18 protein-coding genes and 1 riboswitch are annotated in these 21,293 nt (G+C 70.5%); of the genes, 14 read left to right on the top strand and 4 right to left on the bottom strand.

From position 1 onward, the window contains the following. Window positions 1-3: 3 nt before the first annotated feature. Window positions 4-2,646, top strand: coding sequence for a tetratricopeptide repeat protein (locus VGZ23_01805; GenBank protein HEV2356336.1), 2,643 nt, complete (start codon window positions 4-6; stop codon window positions 2,644-2,646). Window positions 2,647-2,898: 252 nt separating this feature from the next. After that, window positions 2,899-3,510: a Crp/Fnr family transcriptional regulator gene (locus VGZ23_01800; GenBank protein HEV2356335.1), complete on the top strand. Its 612-nt coding sequence runs from the start codon at window positions 2,899-2,901 to the stop codon at window positions 3,508-3,510. 685 nt (window positions 3,511-4,195) lie between these two features. Here the strand turns inward: VGZ23_01800 and VGZ23_01795 are convergent. From VGZ23_01795 to VGZ23_01780, 4 genes are read right to left on the bottom strand one after another with little or no spacing between them, the layout of a single operon-like run. Beyond that, window positions 4,196-5,770: a GMC family oxidoreductase gene (locus VGZ23_01795; GenBank protein HEV2356334.1), complete on the bottom strand. Its 1,575-nt coding sequence runs from the start codon at window positions 5,768-5,770 to the stop codon at window positions 4,196-4,198. Beyond that, a complete protein-coding gene (locus VGZ23_01790) occupies window positions 5,757-6,380 on the bottom strand; it encodes a hypothetical protein (protein HEV2356333.1) in 624 nt (207 codons plus the stop codon). Before VGZ23_01790 ends, VGZ23_01795 begins: the two co-directional genes overlap by 14 nt. Before the next feature lie 4 nt (window positions 6,381-6,384). Then, window positions 6,385-7,182 (bottom strand): prolipoprotein diacylglyceryl transferase, encoded by a 798-nt coding sequence (locus VGZ23_01785; GenBank protein ID HEV2356332.1) that lies wholly within the window; start codon window positions 7,180-7,182, stop codon window positions 6,385-6,387. 4 nt (window positions 7,183-7,186) lie between these two features. Then, window positions 7,187-7,465, bottom strand: coding sequence for a helix-turn-helix domain-containing protein (locus tag VGZ23_01780; protein HEV2356331.1), 279 nt, complete (start codon window positions 7,463-7,465; stop codon window positions 7,187-7,189). Window positions 7,466-7,613: 148 nt separating this feature from the next. Beyond that, window positions 7,614-7,726, top strand: a riboswitch (SAM riboswitch). An 80-nt stretch (window positions 7,727-7,806) separates the two neighbouring features. On the opposite strand from VGZ23_01780, the gene thrC reads away from it, so the two are divergent. The 12 genes from thrC to rsmA all read left to right on the top strand — a co-directional run bounded on the left by thrC (window position 7,807) and on the right by rsmA (window position 21,284). Next, window positions 7,807-9,039, top strand: coding sequence for a threonine synthase (thrC, locus tag VGZ23_01775; protein ID HEV2356330.1), 1,233 nt, complete (start codon window positions 7,807-7,809; stop codon window positions 9,037-9,039). Between the two features lie 21 nt (window positions 9,040-9,060). Next, window positions 9,061-9,336 (top strand): MoaD/ThiS family protein, encoded by a 276-nt coding sequence (locus VGZ23_01770; GenBank protein HEV2356329.1) that lies wholly within the window; start codon window positions 9,061-9,063, stop codon window positions 9,334-9,336. 52 nt (window positions 9,337-9,388) lie between these two features. Beyond that, window positions 9,389-11,476: an NAD-dependent DNA ligase LigA gene (ligA, locus tag VGZ23_01765; protein HEV2356328.1), complete on the top strand. Its 2,088-nt coding sequence runs from the start codon at window positions 9,389-9,391 to the stop codon at window positions 11,474-11,476. Further along, a complete protein-coding gene (locus VGZ23_01760) occupies window positions 11,473-12,108 on the top strand; it encodes a GerMN domain-containing protein (GenBank protein ID HEV2356327.1) in 636 nt (211 codons plus the stop codon). Before ligA ends, VGZ23_01760 begins: the two co-directional genes overlap by 4 nt. Before the next feature lie 34 nt (window positions 12,109-12,142). After that, complete coding sequence (locus tag VGZ23_01755; protein ID HEV2356326.1) at window positions 12,143-13,387, top strand: hypothetical protein; 1,245 nt, start codon at window positions 12,143-12,145, stop codon at window positions 13,385-13,387. 13 nt (window positions 13,388-13,400) lie between these two features. After that, entirely contained in the window at window positions 13,401-14,957 is a 1,557-nt protein-coding gene (locus VGZ23_01750) for a carboxyl transferase domain-containing protein (protein HEV2356325.1), read from the top strand. 1 nt (window position 14,958) lies between these two features. Beyond that, window positions 14,959-16,461: a biotin carboxylase N-terminal domain-containing protein gene (locus VGZ23_01745; GenBank protein HEV2356324.1), complete on the top strand. Its 1,503-nt coding sequence runs from the start codon at window positions 14,959-14,961 to the stop codon at window positions 16,459-16,461. Then, window positions 16,458-17,072, top strand: coding sequence for a biotin/lipoyl-containing protein (locus VGZ23_01740; GenBank protein HEV2356323.1), 615 nt, complete (start codon window positions 16,458-16,460; stop codon window positions 17,070-17,072). The genes VGZ23_01745 and VGZ23_01740 overlap by 4 nt, the downstream gene beginning before the upstream one ends. Before the next feature lie 14 nt (window positions 17,073-17,086). Beyond that, window positions 17,087-18,676 carry a methylmalonyl-CoA mutase family protein gene (locus VGZ23_01735; protein HEV2356322.1) on the top strand — a complete coding sequence of 530 codons (1,590 nt, stop codon included), beginning with the start codon at window positions 17,087-17,089 and terminating at the stop codon, window positions 18,674-18,676. A 4-nt stretch (window positions 18,677-18,680) separates the two neighbouring features. Further along, complete coding sequence (locus VGZ23_01730; protein HEV2356321.1) at window positions 18,681-19,082, top strand: VOC family protein; 402 nt, start codon at window positions 18,681-18,683, stop codon at window positions 19,080-19,082. Window positions 19,083-19,361: 279 nt separating this feature from the next. Continuing rightward, window positions 19,362-20,399 carry a 3D domain-containing protein gene (locus VGZ23_01725; protein ID HEV2356320.1) on the top strand — a complete coding sequence of 346 codons (1,038 nt, stop codon included), beginning with the start codon at window positions 19,362-19,364 and terminating at the stop codon, window positions 20,397-20,399. Further along, complete coding sequence (gene rsmA, locus VGZ23_01720) at window positions 20,400-21,284, top strand: 16S rRNA (adenine(1518)-N(6)/adenine(1519)-N(6))-dimethyltransferase RsmA (protein HEV2356319.1); 885 nt, start codon at window positions 20,400-20,402, stop codon at window positions 21,282-21,284. Window positions 21,285-21,293 lie beyond the last annotated feature (9 nt).

Below are 21,293 nucleotides of genomic sequence, written 5' to 3'. Positions count from 1 at the left end.
TCCATGGTGGACCCGCCGACCGGAACCCTCACCTTTCTCTTCGCGGATATCGAAGGGTCGACGCGTCTACTCGGCGATTTGGGCGACCGCTACGCAGGCATGTTGGCGGACTACCGCCGGCTGTTCCGCGCCGCCCTCGAACGGTGGCACGGCTACGAGATCGATACGGCAGGCGACGGGATCTTTGCGGCTTTCCGTCGGGCCGGAGACGCCATGTCCATGGCGGTGGAGGCGCAGTGCGCCTTTGCACAACACCCGTGGCCCGAGGGGGCCACGTTGCGCGTCCGAATGGGTCTCCACACCGGCGAGCCGCTCATTATTGGCTCGGAGTACGTCGGCATGGACGTCCACCGCGCGGCGCGCATCGGCGCCGTCGCGCACGGTGGCCAGATCATCCTCTCCGAAGCCACTCACGCCCTCGTCGAGAATGATCTTCCCCGAGACGTGACACTCCGGGACCTCGGTGCCTATCGCCTCAAGGATCTGTTGCGGCCCGAGCATCTCTTCCAGGTCATGCATCCCGTGCTGCCCGGCACCTTCCCGTCTCTTCGGTCGCTTGACGCGCGGTCCCACAACCTGCCGATCCAATTGACGAGCTTCATTGGACGAGAGCGTGAGATCGGGGAGATCAAACGGTTGCTGGGGACGACTCGCCTGCTCACGATCACGGGTGCCGGAGGTTCCGGGAAAACGCGGGTCGGCCTTCAGGTCGCCGCGGAGGTTCTGGAAACGTTTCAGGACGGCGTGTGGCTGGTCGAGCTGGCCGGTCTGACCGATCCCGTTCTCGTGCCCCAGATGGTGGCATCGGCGTTGAGCGTGCCCGAGCAGCCGAACCGCCCGGTGACCGAGACACTCGTGGGCTACCTACGCAGCCGGTCGTCGCTCCTCGTCTTCGACAACTGTGAACACCTGCTGTCCGCCTGTGCAAGCCTCAGCAACGTACTACTGCAGGCATGCCCGAACCTGAGAATTCTCGCGACGAGCCGGGAGGCACTGGGTGTCCCCGGAGAGACAACCTGGCGTGTTCCCCCACTCTCGATGCCCGACCTGCAGCGCCTTCCGCCCCTCACACAGATGATGCGATACGAAGCAGTGCGTCTCTTTGTCGAACGATCGGCATCACGCCAGCCCGGCTTCTCGATAACCGACAATAATGCTCCCGCCGTCGTGCAGGTGTGCCAGCACCTCGACGGTATTCCGCTGGCGATTGAACTGGCAGCCGGACGTGCAAGGGTCCTGACCGTCAAGCAGATCGCGGCCAGGCTTGGTGACCGATTCCGCCTGCTGACCGGAGGCGGTCGTACAACTCTTCCCCGCCATCAGACGCTCCGCGCTGCGATGGATTGGAGCCACGACCTGCTCTCGGAAGCACAACGGGCCTTGTGGCGCCGCTTGTCGGTCTTTATCGGAGGGTGCGCCCTTGAAGCCGCGGAGGCCGTCTGCTCGGGCGAGCACGTCAAGGAGACGGATGTCTTGGACGTGTTGAGCCAGTTGGTCGACAAGTCGCTCGTGATCGCGGAAACCCACGACGGTGAAGCGCGGTACCGCCTGCTCGAAACGGTGCGGGAGTACGGTCGCGAGAGACTCGTGGAGGCGGGCGAGGACGGCGTTGTGCGGACGCGGCATCGGGACTGGTACCTAAGGCTCGCGGAGCAGGGAGAGCGCGGACTCCAAGGGCCCGAGCAATCATCGTGGTTGGAGCGCCTGGAGACGGAACATGACAACCTGCGGGCCGCGTTGGAGTGGAGCAACAGCGACCCCGCGGCGGCGGAGCCCGGGCTGCGCCTGGCCGGCGCGCTGTACTGGTTTTGGTGGATGGGCGGGTATTGGAGCGAGGGACGCCGGTTGCTGGAGGGCGCGCTGGCCCAAAGCAGCGAGGCACCGCCTTCCACCTTGCCCAAGGCACTCCGGGGAGCGGCAAATCTCGCGTGGCACCAGGGCGACTATGAGCAGGCGCTGACGATCTGCGAGCACGGCCTGGCTGTGTCCGCGGATGTTGGAGATAGAGAACACACCGCATGGTTGCTCATGAATTTAGGTATCGTCGCCATGCGACAGGGTAAGTCTGCGCGCGCGTTGGAGCTGTTCCAGGACAGTTTGATGCTCGGCCGCGAACTTGGGCAGAAAGTGATCATCAGCCAGGCGCTCGCGCAATTTGGACACCTGGCGCGACGAAGCGGCGATTATCGAAAGGCCGCGTCGTTCTTTGAGGACAGCCTTGCGATGAGCCGGGAGGCCGGCAACACGAGGCTCATCGCCTATGTGCTGCGCAGCATGGGGATGATAGCGCTCCGGCAGGAGGACTATGCGGCCGCGAACGCGTTTTATTCGGAGAGTCTCCGCCTGTGTCAAGAAGTGAGGGACAGATGGGTGATCGAGGAGTGCCTCGAAGGGCTGGCCGCGGTGACCTCCGCGCTAGGAAACGACAGGCAGGCGGCCCGGCTATTTGGTGCCGCGGAGGCGCTACACTACCTTCTCGGCCGCCGGCGTTTGCCGTCCGATCAAACGGCGTACGACGAACGCGTGGGATCCACGCGTGCCAGGCTTGGAAACAGTGCCTTTGCGGTAGCCTGGGCGGAAGGTAGAGCGATGACACTGCAGCAAGCGATGGAATCCGCGCTGGACCCCCTCCGCGACGAGACCTGACGGGGCCTGTACGTTCCTCCGAAAAACGACCCTGACGGTGCTGCGCGGTCCCTGATGGAACAGACGGGAGTATCCGCCCCTGCCGCCACCCCCCCGCCCAAGAGCCGGGCAGGAGCGGCGGGGCGCAGGTCGAAGAGGCCGTCACGAGCCTGCCGGGCCGATCTAGCATGCTAGGCGGGGGCAATGTCGGCCAAAGAGCTACTGGTTCGCAGTCCTCTGTTCGCCGATCTCACATCAGGCGATCGGGACCGGTTGGCTACCCTCTTTCGCCGACGCCGGTATAAAGCGGGTGAACCGGTATTCCGCGAAGGCGACCCCGGCACGGCCCTCTACGTGATCGACAGCGGTGAAGTCAAGATCCTCCTCGGCGGAGCCGAGGGCAAGGAAGTCATTCTCTCGCTGCTGACGCCGGGAGAGTTCTTCGGCGAACTTGCGCTCCTGGACGGAGAGCCGCGCTCGGCGGACGCTGTCGCGACCGTGCCCACCGAGCTCCTCGTCTTGTCGCGCGAGGACTTTCACCGGTTTCTGCGCGAGGTCCCCACAGTCGCCGTCAACATGCTGGCCCCGTTGAGCCGCCGCTTCCGGCGGACGGATCGGCTGGTGCACGATGCCGCGTTCTCGGATGTGCGGACGCGCCTCACGCGGCTCCTTCTCGAATTGGGTCAGACGCGGGGGCAGGCCGGGCGCGGCGGCGTGGTCATTGGGTCGCGCCTTACACAGGGCGATCTTGCCAACATGGTCGGGGCGACGCGGGAGAGCGTCAATAAGTGTCTGCGGTCCCTTGCGGAGCAAGGGCTCGTTCGCCACGAACGAGGACACTTGGTCCTCTTGAACGTCGACCGTTTGCGTGCGCAGTTACGCTAGAGCCGTCCCCTCCACTCGCCGGGGCCGGATTACCGCTGGATCGATTGCGATGCCGAGACGATCGTCCCTTGCGGCGCACCACGCGTCGCCGCGGCCCGAAGCGAACGCCGTCTCATCAGCGCGAGCGTGCGCAGTACCGCGGTGACGGGCCACATGGCGCCCCGTCGGGTCGGGGGCCGACCTACCTCTGCCTTACTCGCGAGCCACTCGCGGGCAGCGACCTGCGCGGCCTCTTTCCTGTGCTCGTTCGCAATTTTCTCGCGGTTATAGTAGTCAAGCATTTCGGCCCTCCTCGCCCCGCTGTCGATTCCATCAGCATCTGGAACCGGACGTTTGGGCTGTGACCGTGTTCATAGCAGACCGGCGCGCACAAAGGCGAGCGACCGTTGTGTCTCATCAATATCAGAGAACGGGCGCGGGCGCTGTGAGGCGCGTCATAGCGCCGATAGACCGCCGGAGGTAACCTACGACCGACAGTCCGCGCTCCTCCCGCTACCGGCTCACCGTCGCCGGCCCGTGGGGGCGGCGGCCGCAACGTCGGAGGCGAGAACCATGTGGCCTGATCTGTTTGGTCCGGGATCCGAATCAGGACCGTTCGTCGCGGCCGTCATCATGGTGGCGATCGGCGCGATCATGAGCTTCGCGTCGAGCACGCCGCCGTCTGAGCCCGAGCCGGTCGTGCGCGTTACGAGAGACGGGCTGTCAGATGGTCCGCGGTCCGAATCGCGAGGGCGACCATGGTCAACGTGGGATTGACGGCCCCCGGGGTGACGAAGGTGCTGCCGCCGACGACGAACAGGTTGGGACAGCCGTGCACGGTCCCGAATGAATCGACGACGCTGTCGCGTGGATCGTCGCCCATCCGGCACGTCCCCATGTGGTGGCCGGCCGACCACACGGTCTCGATCCCGCGGAGGTGCGCATCGAGGGCGCCGGTGGCCGTGGCTACGCGGTCGAACAACCGCCCTCCGTAGGCGTACGTGGCCTCGTCGAACCCGCTGAGATCGTAGTAGACGTGCGCGTAGGGATCCCCGAAGCGGTCGCGCGCCGCGGACAGCGTCACGGCGCGCCGCGGTTCAGGGGCGGCCTCGCTGTGCAGCGTCATCACCCGCTCGCTGAGGCCCGGCGTCAGCCGCCGGAGGACCTCGGCGCCGCTTTGAGCGCGGGCCGCGGAATCCTCGGACCACGGCACGATGTTGGCGGAGAGCTCTATCTTGACCGCGCCGTGGCGGCCCCGCTCCGGCGGCCTGAGAAACTGGTGGCTCTGGCCTGTGAACCGGCCGAGCCGGCCCGGGAGCATCCGGATCGCATAGCGTAGGCGGCCGGCCCAGAGATGGTGGAACGTCAGGTGCCGGCCTGCGACCTCCCCGAGCGGTACTCCGTCGGGGTGGCGATCGCGGCTCGACAACAGCAGCAGCCGGGCGTTCTCGATGGCGCCCCCGGCCACGACGATGACGCGGGCAGGATGTTCCTCGTCGGCGCGTCCCGCGGCCGGCCGATACACGAGCGACGCCGCCCGCCCGGAGCGTTCGACGACGATCCGGCGCACGGAGACCTCCCGATGCAGCGTGCACCGCCCCGTCGCGAGCGCGCGCAGCAGGTGATGGTTCGGGGAGTATCGGGCGCCGATCGGGCAGACGTCACACGCCCCGAAATTCATGCACCCCGGCCGGTCGCCGTATTGGAGGCGGGTGGCCGCCTGCGGCGTCGTGTGCAGGACGATGCCGGCCGCCGCCAGCCGGGCCGCCAGGATGCGGTCTTCGTAACTCAGGTCGAACGGCGGCAGCGGGTACGGCTGCGAACGCCGCGGTGCGAAGGGGTTGTCGGCGTCCGTGCCCGATACGCCGAGCAGCGCCTCGGCGCGGCAGTAGTACGGCTCGACGTCATCGTAGCCGATCGGCCAATCGTCGCCGAAACCGTAGAGGCTCTTCGTGTGAAAATCCTCCGGAACCATCCGGAGCGCGATGCCGCCCCAGTGCGTGGCGGTGCCGCCCGTAATCATGTGCCGCTCGTGGTTGATGTCGCCCCGGTACGTGCCGGAGACGGTAAGACCCTGAAGGTCGTCCGGCAGGCCGTACGCCGGATTCTCGTACCGGTGGAGGAATCGATCCTGGAACTGCGGCGTGTGGGGATAGGGGTAGTCGGGGCCACGTTCGAAGATCTCGACGCGGTGTCCGCGGCCGGTCAGTTCGTACGCGATCGTCGCGCCGACGATCCCTGATCCGACGATCGCGACCGGAGCCGGATCAGCTCGGGGCACGGCGGTACCGGTCGAGTCCGCGCGGCCTGCCGGGCCAGCCGTCGTAGCCGAGCAGCACCCACGCGTCGGTGTCCGCGAAGAGCGCGAGCGCTTCGCCGAGGATGAACGTGTCGTAGGCGACCCAGGCCCGTCCGCCGGTCAGGAGCCAGGCGCGGTCCGCGATGGTGCGGGGAGCGCGCGCCCGGTCCGCCGCGCGGAGCATCCGGGTGCGGTCCGCCGGGTTGCACTCGGCGAACGGGCAGCGGACGGCGCGCCGGGCGTCGTGATCGAGCTGCGCCGCGAACCGGTCGTACAGCGCCCGGTAGCCCGGGAGATGCTCCGCCCGCCAGCGGAAGTATTCGCCGTAGTGCGACGCTTCGACGGGCCGTCCGACCGCGGTCTTCGCCGCGGCGACGAGCGTCGCGAGCGTCCGTTCACCGATCGGGCCGGGCGCGGTCCCGTCGAGCGCGGGAGTCCAGGGCGGTCCTTCCGGTCCGTACAGCCGGCGCCGCGCGCCGAGTACGGCGCCGGCGCACACCGCGGCGATCGCCCCGAGCAGCGTTCGGCGGGACAGCCGTCGCGGCGGCCGTCGGGCGATCACATCGGCGCCAGCATGGGGCGGCCTGATCACCGGTTCACCTCGGGGCCCGGCCCCGGGCAGGCCGTCCGACGGTCCAGAGAAACCACACGCCCCAGCCCATCAAGACGAGTGCCGCCATCTGACCGAGCGTCAGGAAGGCCCGCGTCCGGTCCTCGCTCCGCAGCAGGTCGAGCAGGAACCGCAGCACCGAAGAGGCCGCGATCGCCGACCAAAAGACGGCGCCGTCGAACGGCCGGCGGCCGGCCAGGCGGAGCGTTCCGGCGAGGATCGCGAGCGTGCCGGCGATCTCGTAGAGGGGAAGCGGGTGCCGCGGTCCGCCTGGCAGCCCGGGCACGGCGATGCCCCACGGTAGCGAGGTCTGATCGCCGAACAATTCGCCGTTCATGAAGTTGCCCCAGCGGATCAGCACGATCGCCGCCAGCACGGCCGGCGTCATCGCGTCGAGCAGACGCCACACCGGCACGCGATGACGCGGACACCACCACGCGAGGAACGCCAGGCCGGCCGCGATCGACCCGTGCGAGGCGAGGCCGGCGTAGGGGGGAAGGACAGCCGCCAGGGGGCGTCCCGCGAACTCGGACAGGTGCGACAGAACGTACCCGGCCCGCGCGCCGACCACGAGCACCGCGAGGAACGGTACCGCGATCGTATCGACGACGGTCCGGTCGATGCCGAACCGCGCGGCAAAATGGGCGGTGACCGGCACCGAGAGCAACAGGGCGAGTCCCATCATGACACCGTACCAGCGGACGGTCAGGGGGCCCACCTGGAACAACAGGGGGTGCATCGAGGCCAGTATAGCAATTCCACCCCGGCCGACGGCGCGCCGCACGCGTTCATTGATCACAACGCAAAAACATTTCGGAAAAGCCGGCGTAACGCGCGCGGGCCAGCGTGAGGACCTGCGTCCGGAGGGCCTCGGCGAGGCAGCGCGGGGACGCCCGTCCGCGGTTGCCATGGGCGAGCGCCGCGGGACCGTGGAGGCGAACCTTCGCCAGCAGCCGCCGGAGGTGCCGGAACGAGAGGCGCAGGAGTCGGGCTGCGTTAGGCACGGTGAGGTGCCCCTCGACGACCTGGGCCAGGACATGAGCTCGTTGCTGCTCTCTCTTGCTCAAAGTGACGCTCCCCCTGTTCATCCTTCCAGGGTGACAGAATCACTGATCCGTCATGGGGTGACAGAATCATTGAGCTATTACACAGTTGAGTTGTTCGAATTGACACCGACAGACGTGTGTGCTACCGTAAGTCATAACTGAATAGCAACTCTTATCCAGAGTGGTCGAGGGACGGGCCCGATGACACCCGGCAGCCTACCAGGTTTTCCCGCCTGGCGTGGTGCTAAATCCCGCGGAAGATCCAATTCCGGTAGATAAGAGGGAGTGATCCCCCTTCGGAGTTGGGAGGGGGATTTTTGTTGCGTCCGACGGGGCGCAGCGAACCAGGTGGGAGGGGAGAGATGGGAGCAACTGCGCTGGTGTGTCGCGAGTGCGACCGGCGGTACACGCTCGATCCGATCTTCGTGTGCGAGGCGTGCTTCGGTCCGCTCGAGGTCCGGTACGATCACGGCGGGGCGAGCGGCGACGCGCTGCGGACGCGGATCCTCTCCGGTCCGGTCTCGATCTGGCGCTACCAGGATTTCCTGCCGGTCGACCGCGTGCCGTCCTGGGACCTGGCGCCCGGGTACACGCCGCTCGTCCGCGCGGAACGTCTCGGCCGCGCCCTCGGACTGAACCACCTGTACTTGAAGAACGACACCCGGAATCCGACGTGGTCGTTCAAGGACCGCGTCGTCGCGGTCGCGCTCGCCGCCGCCCGGACGTTCGACTTCGCCGTGTTGTCCTGCGCGAGCACGGGCAACCTGGCGAATGCCGTCGCCGCCCACGCGGCCAAGGCCGGTCTCCGCGCGGTGGTGTTCATCCCGACGGGGCTCGAGCATGCGAAGGTAGTCACGACGTCGGTCTACCGGCCGACGATCGTCGAGGTCGACGGGACCTACGACGACGTCAACCGGCTCTGCCTGGAGATCGGTGAAGAGCATCGGTGGGCCATCGCCAACGTGAACCTCCGGCCGTACTACTCGGAAGGCGCGAAGACGCTCGCGTTCGAGGTGGCCGAGCAGCTCGGCTGGCGCGCGCCGGACCGCGTCGTCGTCCCGGTGGGCTCCGGCAACATGTTCGTCAAGATCCACAAGGGGTTCGAGGAGTTTCAGCGGCTCGGGGTGATCCCCGAGCACCAGATCCGGATGACGGCCGCGCAGGCCGAGGGCTGCGGGCCGATCGCCGCGGCGTACCGGGGGGAGACGGACACCGTCGTCCCGGTGGTCCCCCACACGGTCGCGAAGTCGCTCGCGATCGGCAGTCCGGCGGACGGGGCCTACGTCCTGGACATCGCCCGCCGCAGCGGCGGCGCCGTTGAGGCGGTGACCGACGGCGAGGTGGTGGACGCGATCCGGCTGCTCGCGGAAACCGAAGGCCTGTTCACGGAGCCGGCCGGCGGGGTGACCGTCGGCGTGCTGCGGAAGCTGGCGCTGGCCGGCGCCATCGATCCGGACGAGACCGTGGTGGCGTACATCACCGGCATCGGGCTCAAAGCGCTCGAGGCCGTGGAAGGGCAGCTTCAGGCACCGGTGCGCATCAAGCCGACGCTCGCGTCCTTTGAAGAGCGCGTGCTGCAGCCTGCCGGCGCCTAGGAAGCGGGCGGAGGAGCGTCTATGGCGGTTCGTGTACGGATCCCCACACCGCTGCGCCAGTTGACGAACGGCGAGCGGCTGGTCGAAGTCGGCGGCGGCGATCTCGCCCAGGCCATCGACGAGTTGGACCGGCGGTTCCCCGGCATCCGCGCGCGTCTCCTCGACGAGCGCGGCGACGTGCTCCGGTTTGTGAACATCTTCGTCAACGAGCGCGACATCCGCTTCCTCGGCGGTCTCGAGACCCCGCTCGATGACGGCGCGGAGGTGTCGATCGTCCCGGCGATGGCCGGCGGCTGACGTTCGCCGCGGCGGCGCGAGGAGGGTTTTGCCCCGCGCCGAAGCCACACCCGTGACCACGGAGCCGCAGCACGGCATGGCCGGCGCCGCCCGCCGCATCGAGACGCTCCGCGAGCAGATCCGCCACCACATTCACCAGTATTTCGTGCTCGACGCCCCGGAGATTTCCGACGAGGCGTACGACGCCCTGGTACAGGAACTGCGCGACCTCGAGGCCGCGCACCCCGACCTCGTCACGGCGGACTCGCCCACGCAGCGGGTCGGCGCGCCGCCGGCGGCGGCGTTCCGCCCCGTCACCCACCCGTACCCGATGCTCAGCCTCGCGAACGCGTTTACGGAAGACGATCTGCGGGGCTGGCACCGGCGCGTCGTCGCCGCCCTCGGCGACGGGCGCGTCGCGTTCGTGTGCGAACTCAAGATGGACGGCGCCGCGGTCTCGCTGGTGTACGAGCACGGGATCTTCGTGCGGGGCGCCACGCGCGGCGACGCCGTGCGCGGGGAAGACGTCACGCCGAATCTCCGGACGGTCGCTCCGCTGCCGCTGCGGCTCCGGGAGGGGGACGTCCCCGTGCCCGACTTCGCCGAGTTTCGGGGCGAGGTCTACCTGCCGACGCGCGCGCTCGACGCGGTGAACGAGGAGCGCGCGCGGGCCGGCCAGCCGCTGTTCGCGAACCCCCGCAACGCCGCGGCCGGGTCCCTCCGCCAACTCGATCCGGCGATCACGGCCGCCCGGCCGCTGGGTCTGTTCGTGTATCAGGTCGGGGCCGTGCCCGGCGTGCGGTTTCGGACGCACGCGGAAGCCCTGGCGTGGGCGGCGAGGCTGGGCCTGCCGGTCAACCCGCACGTGCGGCGGGTCGAGGATCTGGACGACGTGCTGCGGTACATCGCCGAGTGGCAGCGGGAACGGGCGGCGCTGCCCTACGGCACGGACGGCATCGTGGTGAAGGTCGATTCGCTCGACCAGCAGGCAGAACTCGGGGCGACGAGCCAGGCGCCGCGCTGGGCGATTGCGTACAAGTTCCCGGCCGAAGAAGCGGAAACCCGGGTGGCCGACATCTGGGTGAGCGTGGGGCGCACCGGGGCGCTGACGCCGGTGGCCGACCTGGAGCCGGTGCGGGTGTCCGGCGTCATCGTGCGCCGCGCCGGGCTCCACAACGAAGACGAGATGCGGCGCAAGGACGTGCGCATCGGCGACCACGTGATCGTCAGGCGCGCGGGCGAGGTCATCCCCGAAATCGTCCGCGTGCTGGTCGAGAAACGCACCGGCGCCGAGCGGCGATTCGAGATGCCCTCGGTCTGTCCGGTCTGCGGCTCGCCCGTCGAGCGGCGGCCGGGCGAGGCCGTCTGGCGGTGCACCGGCGGCGCGATCTGTCCGGCGCAGGTGCTCGAGCGGCTCATCCACTTCGCGTCGCGCGGCGGCGTGAACATGGATGGTGTCGGTCCGAAACTTCTCCAGCAATTGCTCGACCGCGGGCTGATCGAGGACCCCGCGGATCTCTACCGGCTGACGAAAGAGCAGCTGCTCATGCTCGAGCGCATGGCGGACAAGTCGGCGGAGAACGTCATCGCCGCCATCGACGGCAGCCGCCGGCCGCCGCTCGCCCGCCTCGTGTACGCGCTCGGCATCCGCCACGTCGGCGGGCACGTCGCGGAATTGCTGGCGGCCCACTTCTCCACGTTGGAGGGCCTGGCGGCCGCGTCCGCCGAGGAGGTGCGCGCCGTGCCGGGGATCGGCCCGACGATCGCGGAGAGCGTGGCTGCGTTCTTTGCGCGCGAAGAGACGCAGGCCCTGGTGCGGAAGCTGCGGCAGGTCGGCGTCGAGCCGGTGCCGCCGGCCGGGGGGGTGACCGGCCCGCTCGCGGGCAAGATGTTCGTGTTCACCGGCACGCTGGCCGCCCTGTCGCGGCGCGATGCGGCGGCCCGGGTGACGGCGCTCGGGGGAACCGTCGGCGAGGTGGTGAGCAAGCAGACGGATTATCTCGTGGCCGGGGAAGAGCCGGGAACCAAACTGGCGCGGGCGCGCAAAGCCGGGGTGCGGGTTCTCGACGAGCCGGCGTTTCTCCGGCTCCTGGACGGTGGCCCGGCCGAGGCCGCGGCCGCCGGGTCCGGCGGCCGCGAGGGCGGGAGCGGGCCCTTGTGAGACCGGGCCCGCGCCGGCGTAAGCGCCCCTACGGGGGGCACGAGATCCGCTACGGGGGCCGCGCGGGCCGCCGCCGCGGCCGGGGCCGGCCGTTCCTGGCGTGGTTCGTGATCGCCGCGCTTGTCGCCGCCGCGGTGTTCGCCGCCAGGACGCTCAAGCCGCTCCTGCACGGCAGACCGGAGGCGGGACCGCCCCGGGCCGAGGTGCAGATATTTCTGGTCCGCACCGAACCCGGCGGCCGCGCCCAGACACTCGCCCCCGCCGTCCGGCGCGTCGCCGCGGGTCCGACGCCGGCCCTCGCCGCCGCCGCCCTGCGGGCGCTGCTTGACGGTCCCTCACGCGCGGAGCGATCGCGCGGGCTGACCAGCGAGATCCCGCCCGGGACGACGCTCCGCGACGTGACCGTCGCCGGCGGGACGGCGACCGTGGATCTCAGCGTGACGTTCGCCGGCGGCGGCGGCTCGAGCAGCATCCTGGGGCGGGTGTGGCAGGTCGTCTACACCGTCGGCCAGTTTCCCGACGTCACGGCGGTCCAGTTGCTGATCGGCGGCCGCCGCGTCGATACGCTCGGGGGCGAGGGGCTGCTCGTCGGCGCGCCGCTGCGGCGGCCCGCCGTCATGCCGAGCTTCTGAAGGGACGGCTTCCGGCGTGGAGAATAGGCGGGCCATGCCCCGGCAGATCTTCGCCGACGAGATCGAGCGGTTTCTCGAAACGCTCCACGGGGTGGCGTCCGCGCGCGTCTTGACGGATCCGGACGGCGCCGTGTCGAACGTGTACGTCACCGCATCGTCCGCCGCCGAGGGCCGCGGCCTGCGCCACGGCATCGTCGCGGCGCTGCAGTCGCACTTCGGCATTCCCATCGACGAGTGGCGCGTGCGCATCGCCCAGTTGCGGACAGACGTGCCGGTGAGCGAGGTTCCGTGCTTTCGCGTGACACGGGTCGAGGAGGCGGCCGCGGCGGGCGAACTCGCCGTGACGATCAAACTCGGGTGGACGCGCGGCGCGGAGGATCGGTCGGCCACCGGACGGACCCACGGGCGCGGGGACGCCGCGGAGCGGCCTCGGGCGCTGGCCGCGGCGACCATCGCGGCGGTGCGCGACGCGCTCGACGTTCCCCACGCCCAACTGGCGCTTGACCGCGTCGGGACGGCGACCTTTCTCGATCGGCCGGTGGTGCTGGCGGCGGTCTCCGCGGCGATCGGCGGCCGCGTCCGCCTGTACGTCGGCACGGCGCTCGACGAAGGTCCCGTGCGCGATGCGGCGGGCGAGCCCGCGATCACCGCCGCGCTCGACGCCGTGACGCGGTGGCTGGTGGACGCCGCCTTCGTCGCCGGGGGGGCGCGCCCACTGCACCCGGGTGAGGGGGGCGGCCGGCGCGAGCGGCTGGAGGCCATGCGGCACTTTGTCCTGGAGGCGATGAGCGATCGGGACGCGCCGTCCCGCCTCGAGGAGCGCGGGGCCCTCGCCCCGGCCGCCGGCCAGGCGGCCGGCGGACCGTCAATCGGCACGGCGTCCCGGGTCCGGTCGGTGGACGCGCTGCCGCCGCGGCGCTTCAATCTCGCGCCGAACGGGCAGCCCGTCGCGGATCCCCCTGAAGGGGACGCGCCGGCGGCGGGCGCCCGCGCGGAGGGAGGTGCGACGATGAGCGTGCAGCACGATGTGTCGGACGCGGGAACCGGAGCCAAGACCCCGCGGGCCGTCTCAGTGGAGGAGGGATTCTACCGGGCGCTCATTGCGGATGGGACCCCGGTGCACCTCCGATGCCGGGACGGGTATGAAGTCGGCCGGGCGATCGTGCTCGACGTCGGGACCCACACGCTGCTGGTCGAGACGGCGGACGGGCCGGAGCTGTTCTTCAAGCACGCCATCATTTCGATTCGCGTCCTGCCGAAGCCGGCTGCACAGGCGTAGGGGCGCGAGCGGGGTGCCCGAGCAGCCCGACCGGCGCCTCGAAGAATTGCGCGCGCGCCGTGCCCGCACCGAGGCGGGCGGCGGCGACGAACGCGTCGCCCGGCAGCACGACGCCGGGAAGCTCACCGCGCGCGAGCGCGTCGCGGAGCTTCTCGACCCCGGCACGTTTGTCGAGCTGGACCGCTTCGTGTCCCACCGGGCCACCGAGTTCGGCCTGGACAAGATCGAGGCCCCCGGCGACGGCGTGGTGACCGGATACGGCGCGATCCACGGACGCCTCGTGTACGTCTTCTCCCAGGACTTTACGGTGCTCGGCGGCTCGCTCGGCGAGGCGCACGCCGCGAAGGTCTGCAAGATCATGGATCTCGCCGTGCGCAACGGGGCGCCGGTGATCGGGCTGAACGACTCCGGCGGCGCCCGCATCCAGGAGGGCGTCGCCAGTCTCGGCGGATATGCGGAGATCTTTCTGCGCAACACGCTGGCGAGCGGAGTCGTTCCGCAGATCTCGGCGATTCTGGGTCCCTGCGCCGGCGGGGCGGTCTATTCGCCGGCGATCACCGATTTTACGATCATGGTGCGCGGGACGAGCTACATGTTCGTCACCGGGCCGCAGGTCGTGAAGGCGGTGACCCGCGAGGACGTGAGCCTGGACGCCCTCGGTGGCGCCGAAGTGCATGCGACGCGGAGCGGCGTCGCGCACTTCATGGCCGGTTCCGACGAGGACGCGCTCGCGCTGATCCGGCGGCTCCTCACCTACCTCCCCCAGAACAACCTCGACGAGGCGCCCCGCGCGGACGCCGCCGACGATCCGCAGCGCATGGATGCCGCGCTCGACACGCTCGTCCCCGCGGATCCGAACCGCCCCTACGACATGCGGGACGTCATCGGACGCGTCGTCGACCACGGGGAGTTCCTCGAGGTCCACGAGCACTTCGCACCCAACCTCGTGGTCGGCTTCGCGCGTCTCGGGGGCCGGTCCGTCGGCGTGGTGGCGCAGCAGCCGGCCGTGCTGGCCGGGGTGCTCGACATCAACAGTTCGGTCAAAGGCGCGCGATTCGTCCGCTTCTGCGACGCGTTCAACATCCCGCTCGTGACTTTCGTCGACGTGCCGGGGTTCCTGCCGGGGACCGCGCAGGAGCACGGCGGCATCATCAAGCACGGGGCAAAGCTGCTGTACGCTTACTGCGAGGCCACGGTCCCGAAGCTCGCCGTGATCACCCGGAAGGCCTACGGCGGCGCCTACGACGTGATGTCGAGCAAGCACATCCGGGGCGACCTCAACCTCGCCTGGCCGACCGCGGAGATCGCAGTGATGGGTCCCGAAGGCGCCATCGACATCATCTTCCGGCGGGACCTGGATGCCGCCGATGATCGCAAGGCGATGCGGGCGCGTCTCGCCGCGGAGTACCGGGAGCGCTTCGCGAATCCCTACATCGCCGCGGAGCGCGGCTACATCGACGACGTCATCGAGCCCCGCGAGACCCGCCCGCGGCTCATTTCCGCCCTGGAGATGCTGGCCGGGAAGCGCGACCGCAACCCGTCCCGCAAGCACGGCAACATCCCGCTCTGACATGGCCGCCCGCCCGCCGGACTCGAACGGGGGGGCGCTCCGCAAGGTGCTCGTCGCCAACCGGGGCGAGATCGCGCTGCGCGTCATTCGGGCCTGCCGGGTGAGCGGCCTCGAGGCGGTGGCGGTCTACAGCGACGCGGACCGGACCGCGCCGCACGTCGCCGCGGCCGACGAGGCGTACCGGCTCGGCCCGGCGCCGGCGGCGGAGTCGTATCTCTCGGTCGGCGCGATCGTCGACGCCGCCCGCCGGTCGGGCGCCGACGCGGTGCACCCCGGCTACGGCTTCCTGGCCGAGAATCCCGCGCTCGCCGCGGCGTGCGCCGGCGCGGGGCTGGTATTCGTCGGGCCGCCCGCCGCCGCGCTGGCCCGGTGCGGCGACAAAGCCGAAACGCGGCGGGTCGTGCGGGCCGCCGGCGTCCCGATCCTGCCGGGCACCGATCCGCTGGACGACGCGGCCCTCGCGCGGGAAGCGGAGCGGATCGGATTCCCCGTGCTGCTCAAAGCCGCGTTCGGCGGCGGGGGCAAAGGCATTCACCTCGTGTCCCGCGCCGCCGATCTGGCGGCCGCCGTCCGGCTCGCCAGGGGCGAGGCCCGCGGCGCCTTCGGCGACGACCGCGTGTATCTCGAGCGGTGGCTCGACCGCGCCCGGCACGTCGAGGTGCAGATTCTCGCCGACGCGGCGGGCGCGGTCGTCCACCTCGGCGAACGGGAGTGCTCGATCCAGCGCCGTCATCAGAAGGTCATCGAAGAAGCCCCGTCGCCCGCGCTCGACGCGCCGCTGCGGGACGCCATGGGCCGCGCGGCGATCGCCGCCGCCCGCGCCGTCGGTTACGCCAACGCCGGCACCGTGGAGTTCGTGCTGAGCGGCCGTGACTTTTTCTTCCTGGAGATCAACGCCCGGCTGCAGGTGGAGCACCCGGTGACCGAACTCGTGACGGGCATCGACCTGGCGCGCCTGCAATTCGCGATCGCCGGCGGTGCGGCGCTGCCGTTCGGTCAGGACGACGTCGCGATGCGCGGCCACGCCATCGAGGGCCGGATTTCCGCCGAGGACCCGGACGCCGGGTTCGTCCCCTGGGTCGGCCGCGTTGGGCACGTGGTGCTGCCGGGCGGCCCGGGCGTGCGGGTCGACGCGGCGCTGATACCCGGCATGGACGTCACCCGGTTCTACGATCCTATGCTGGCGAAAGTGATCGCCTGGGGGGAGACGCGCGCCGAGGCGATCGCGCGCCTCGGCGAGGCGCTGCGCGAGACGATCATCACCGGCGTGCCGACCACCGTGCCCTTCCTCCGGTGGGCGCTCGCGCACCCGGCGTTTCGCGACGGGACCTACACCACCCGGTTTGTCGAGACGGAGTGGAACGGACGCCCGCGCAGCGCGCCGGACATCGCGGGTCCCGCCGCCGCGGCGCTCACGCATCTGACGGAGCGCGGGGCGCCGGCCGCTGTTCCGCACGCGGGGAGAGCGTGGATCGAGGCGGCGCGACGCGAAGGCCTGTCGTGACGACCTATTATGTCCGCGTGGACGGTGTGTCCCTGGAGGTCGCACTCGAGGAAACATCCGAGGGCCCGAGGGTCTTTGGGGTGGGCCTGCGGGCGGCTGCCGTGCGCGCGACCGGCACCCCGACGCGGCCGGCGGGCCGTCGGTCCCCGTCGCGCACGCGGCCGAGCCGGATCGACCTCGCCGAACTCCTGCCGGGATGGTACTCGCTGCTCGTGGACGGTCGGTCGCATACCCTCGGCGTTGCCACCTGGCACAACCCCACCCGTGGCGGCCCGGGGGCGGAGCCTGCGCTGGGCGGGTCCCGCCGCTGGATGCTCCTCATCGACGGCGTCACGAACGCCGTCGACGTGGGACGGTCTCCGCGGGTCCCCGGCGTGACGGCGGCCGTCACGGCCGGAACGGGACAGGTCCGGGCTCCCATGCCGGGTTTGGTCGTGGCCATCCGGGCCGAACCGGGAACGGCCGTGGTGCCGGGCCAGCCGCTGATTATAATGGAGGCGATGAAGATGCAGATGGAGATCCGCGCCCCGCACGCCGGTACCGTCCGCGAGGTTCGGGTCGTGCCCGGCCAGGACGTGGCGGGCAACGAACTCCTCGCCACGGTAGAGTAGGGGAGGCCCCCCGCATGCCGGACGACGCGAACGAGACGGCATCGGGCATTCCCGTGGCTCGGGTCTACACCGGCGCCGACGCGGCCGGGATCGACCCCCGCCGCGACATCGGCCTGCCCGGCGAAGCCCCCTTTACCCGCGGCATCTATCCGACGATGTACCGGGGCCGGCTGTGGACGATGCGGCAGTACGCGGGGTACGCCACCGCCGAAGAGTCCAACCGGCGCTTCCGGTACCTGCTCCAGCAGGGGCAGACCGGGCTCTCCATCGCCTTCGATCTGCCGACCCAGATGGGCTACGACTCCGATCACCCGCTCGCGGAGGCGGAAGTCGGCAAGGTCGGGGTGGCGATCGACTCGCTCGCCGACATGGAAGTGCTCCTCGGCGGGATTCCGCTCGACCGCGTCAGCACGTCCATGACGATCAACGCCACCGCGGCGATACTGCTGTGCATGTACCAGGCGGTCGCCGAGCGGCAGGGCGTCCCGGCGGACCGTATCGACGGGACGACGCAGAACGACATCCTGAAAGAGTACATCGCCCGCGGGACCTACATCTATCCACCCGGGCCGTCGATGCGGCTGGTGACGGACGCGTTTGCGTACTGCGCGGATCACCTGCCCCGCTGGAACCCGATCAGCATCAGCGGCTACCACATCCGCGAAGCCGGCGCGACGGCGGTCCAGGAAGTCGCCTTCACGCTCGGCAACGCGATCGCCTACCTCCGGGCGGCGCAGGAGGCCGGCATGGACGTCGACCGCATCGCGCCGCGGCTCGCGTTTTTCTTCGACGCCCAGATGGACTTCTTCGAGGAGATTGCGAAGTTCCGCGCGGCGCGGCGCCTGTGGGCGCGGACGATGCGCGAGCGGTTCGGCGCCCGCGACCCGCGCTCCGGCATGTTGCGGTTCCATACCCAGACCGCCGGCGTGGCCCTCACCGCCCAGCAGGCGGACAACAACGTCGTGCGGGTGGCGATCCAGGCGCTCGCCGCGGTGCTCGGCGGGACCCAGTCGCTGCACACGAACGCGCGCGACGAGGCCCTCGCCCTTCCGACCGATGAGTCGGCGCTGTTGGCCCTGCGGACACAGCAGATCATCGCCTATGAGACGGGCGCGCCGTCCACGGTGGACCCGCTCGGCGGATCCTACTACGTCGAAACGCTGACCGCGGAAATCGAACGCCGGGCCGAGGCGTATCTCGAGCGCATCGGGCAGTTGGGCGGGATGCTCGCGGCGATCGAGCAGGGGTTCGTGCAGGGGGAGATCGCCGAGGCCGCCTACCGCGAGCAGCAGCAGGTCGAGGCGGGCCGCCGCGTTATCGTCGGCGTCAACCGCTACCAGAGCGAGGAAGGGCGGGTGCCGCCGATCCTGCGCGTGGATCCGTCCGTGGTGGAGGACCAGCGGGCCCGCCTCCGGCGGGTGCGGGCGGAGCGCGATCACGGCCGGGTGCAGGCGACGCTCGCGGCGCTCGCCGGCGCCGCCCGGGGCCGCGACAATCTCCTGCCCCCGATCCTCGATTGCGTGCGCGCGTACGCGACGGTCGGGGAGATCTGCGATACCTTCCGCGGCTGCTTCGGCGTCTACCGGCCGGCGGCGGTCGTGTGAGCCGGTGCCGCAACTGGCGCATGTGGCGCTCATCGTCCGAAGCCTCGATGCGCCGGCATCCCTTCCCGTGTCCGCACTCGACCTCGCGCCGCGGGAGCGGACGGCCCTGCCGGGCGAGGGGGTGACGGTGTCCTTCATCACCATGGGGGCGGCCTGCGTCGAGCTGATTCAGCCGGTCGGGCCGCCCGGCCCGCTCCTCAGGTTTCTCAACGCTCGGGGCGAAGGCATTCACCACGTCGCCCTTCGCGTGGTGGACATTGAGGCGGCGATCGCCCGCGCCGCGGGCGCGGGCATTCGGGTGTCGGGCGAGGCGCCCAGACCGGGCGCGCACGGTGCCCGGGTCGCGTTCCTTCACCCCGCGTCGCTCCACGGCGTTCTCGTGGAGTTGGTGGAGGCGGCCACGTAGGCTGGGGTCCGGCCCAGACCGGGTCACGGTTTTCTCTAGAAAACTTCGCGCAGGCGTCCTTGCATTGAGTACGGTCTATATGATATAGTGCGCGCCGTAGACTGGAATCTATAGTTCACGGCTCTAGGTTCCAGAATACCCTCCCCACATCGCAGCAGGACTCGCAGTCTTGCCCCGCTCGGCCGGGGCCGGATTCATCTCGCAAGTCACCGGCGTGCCGGCCGCCGTACTGCGCGGCGCCGTCGCGCAGGCGCGAGTCTGGCGAGAAGGGGGGGATGTATGCCACCAGGCACGTCGGCGGTCTCCGCGGGGCCTCTCCGCGCCGGCACCGCCCGTCAGGCCGTTCGCGCGTGTCTCTTCCTCGGTCTGTTGCTTCCCATGGTCGCAGTGCTCGCCACGTGGGGCCTTCCCGTCGGGCGCACGGTGCACATCTCGGTCGACGGGCGCCAACTGACATTCCGGTCGTATCGAGGGACCGTAGGGGACGCGGCAGAGTCGGCCCAGATCACGATGCACCCCGGCGATCGGCTCGTCCCCGCGGCGGATACCTTGCTGTGGCCGGGGATTCAGGTCGCGGTGATACGGTCGGTCCCTCTGACCCTGCACGTCGGGACCGACAGCTCGCCGGTCCAGGTGGCCGCCACGACCGTCGCCGAGGCGCTGCGGACCCTGGGTGTGCCGCTTGGACCGATCGATCGCGTGTACCCGGATCCCGGCACCGCGCTTGTCGCGGGGATGCGGGTGACCGTCGAGCGGCGCGAATGGCGCACCTGGGTGGAGCAGCGGCCGGTAGCCTTTTCCTCGCGGGTCGTCGGCGACCCGCAGTTGTTCAAGGGCGATCGGGTCGTGCGGAGTGAGGGCCGGGCGGGATTGGATCAGCGGAACGTCGAGGCGCTCTACGCCAACGGCCGGCCGGCCGCCGTCGTTCCCCACCTTTGGACCGCCCTCCACGCACCGGTCCCGCGCGTGATCGCGGTGGGCACGCGGGCGTTGGTCGCCGCCCGCGGCGATTTCGCGGGCCGCGAGTACCTGATGCTTGACGCCACGGCGTACTATTCCGGGCCCAACAACTTCGGCGGCGGCGTCGGACCCCGGACGGCGGTCGGGCTCCTGGCGCAGCGCGGGGTGGTCGCGGTCGATCCTTCGCTGATTCCCCTCGGGACGCGGTTGTTCATCGACGGCTATGGCTACGCCGTCGCCGGCGACACCGGCGGCGCGATCCAAGGCATGCGCATCGATCTGTGCTTCAACAGCTACGACGAAGCGATCCACTTCGGCCGCCGGACGGTCAAGGTCTACATTCTCGATCGCCGGTAGGTGGGAGCGGGCCTCATTAGCGGCGAGCCGCCGGCGAGTCCCGCGGCGACCCGTGCGCTGCTGCGGCGGTTCGGCGTCCGTCCCACGAAGCGCTGGGGCCAGCATTTTCTCGTCAGCGCCCGGGTGCTCGACGTTATCGTCGCGTCCGCGGAGCTGTCCCTTCGCGACACGGTGCTGGAGGTCGGGCCCGGGCTCGGCACTCTGACCGAGGCGCTGGCCGCGCGGGCCGGCGCCGTGATCGCCGTCGAAGTCGATCCCCGTCTGGTGCGCGTGCTGGCGGCCCGCGCCGGCACGCTGCCCAACGTCCGCATCGTGCACGGCGACGCCCTGCACATGGACCTCGCGGCGCTGCTGCCGGACCCGGGGAGCGCCGGTGCCCGCAAGGCCGTCGCGAATCTGCCCTACAACATCGCGGCCCCGCTCCTGCTGCGCCTGCTCGAACCCGGCCTCGGGATGGCCCGGCTCGTCGTGACCGTCCAGCGCGAGGTCGCGGAGCGCATCGCCGCCGGACCCGGGACGGCGGCCTATGGGCGCCTCTCGGTCGCGGTGCGGTATCGGGCGGCCGCCAGGATCGTGTCGCGGATTCCGCCCGGGGCGTTTCTCCCGGCCCCGGACGTGGAATCGTCGGTGCTGGCCCTGGTGCCCCACCCGCGTCCGCCCGTGCGAGTTGACGATGAGGCGCGGTTGTTTCGGGTCGTGGCGGCCGGCTTCGGCCACCGCCGCAAGACGCTGGCCAACGCCCTTGCGCGCGGACTGGAGTTGTCCCCGGCCGCGGTCGCCTCTGCCTGCCGCGCCGCCGGTGTCGATCCGCGCGCCCGCGCGGAGACCCTCGGACTCGAGGCGTTCGCCGCCCTGACCCGTGCCCTGTACCCGGCCGATCGCTGACGCGCACCG

This window comes from bacterium, from assembly GCA_035945995.1.
In the GTDB taxonomy this organism is placed as follows: domain Bacteria; phylum Sysuimicrobiota; class Sysuimicrobiia; order Sysuimicrobiales; family Segetimicrobiaceae; genus DASSJF01.
Note: the sequence above shows the minus strand (reverse complement) of the source record. Positions and strands in the feature narration are given on the sequence as shown.

Excerpts from the sequence above, each read along its gene's own strand:
- VGZ23_01725 (HEV2356320.1), top strand. The coding sequence starts at position 19,362 with ATGCCACCAGGCACGTCGGCGGTCTCCGCGGGGCCTCTCCGCGCCGGC.
- VGZ23_01745 (HEV2356324.1), top strand. The coding sequence starts at position 14,959 with ATGGCCGCCCGCCCGCCGGACTCGAACGGGGGGGCGCTCCGCAAGGTG.
- VGZ23_01735 (HEV2356322.1), top strand. The coding sequence starts at position 17,087 with ATGCCGGACGACGCGAACGAGACGGCATCGGGCATTCCCGTGGCTCGG.
- thrC (HEV2356330.1), top strand. The coding sequence starts at position 7,807 with ATGGGAGCAACTGCGCTGGTGTGTCGCGAGTGCGACCGGCGGTACACG.
- VGZ23_01755 (HEV2356326.1), top strand. The coding sequence starts at position 12,143 with ATGCCCCGGCAGATCTTCGCCGACGAGATCGAGCGGTTTCTCGAAACG.
- VGZ23_01770 (HEV2356329.1), top strand. The coding sequence starts at position 9,061 with ATGGCGGTTCGTGTACGGATCCCCACACCGCTGCGCCAGTTGACGAAC.
- VGZ23_01805 (HEV2356336.1), top strand. The coding sequence starts at position 4 with ATGGTGGACCCGCCGACCGGAACCCTCACCTTTCTCTTCGCGGATATC.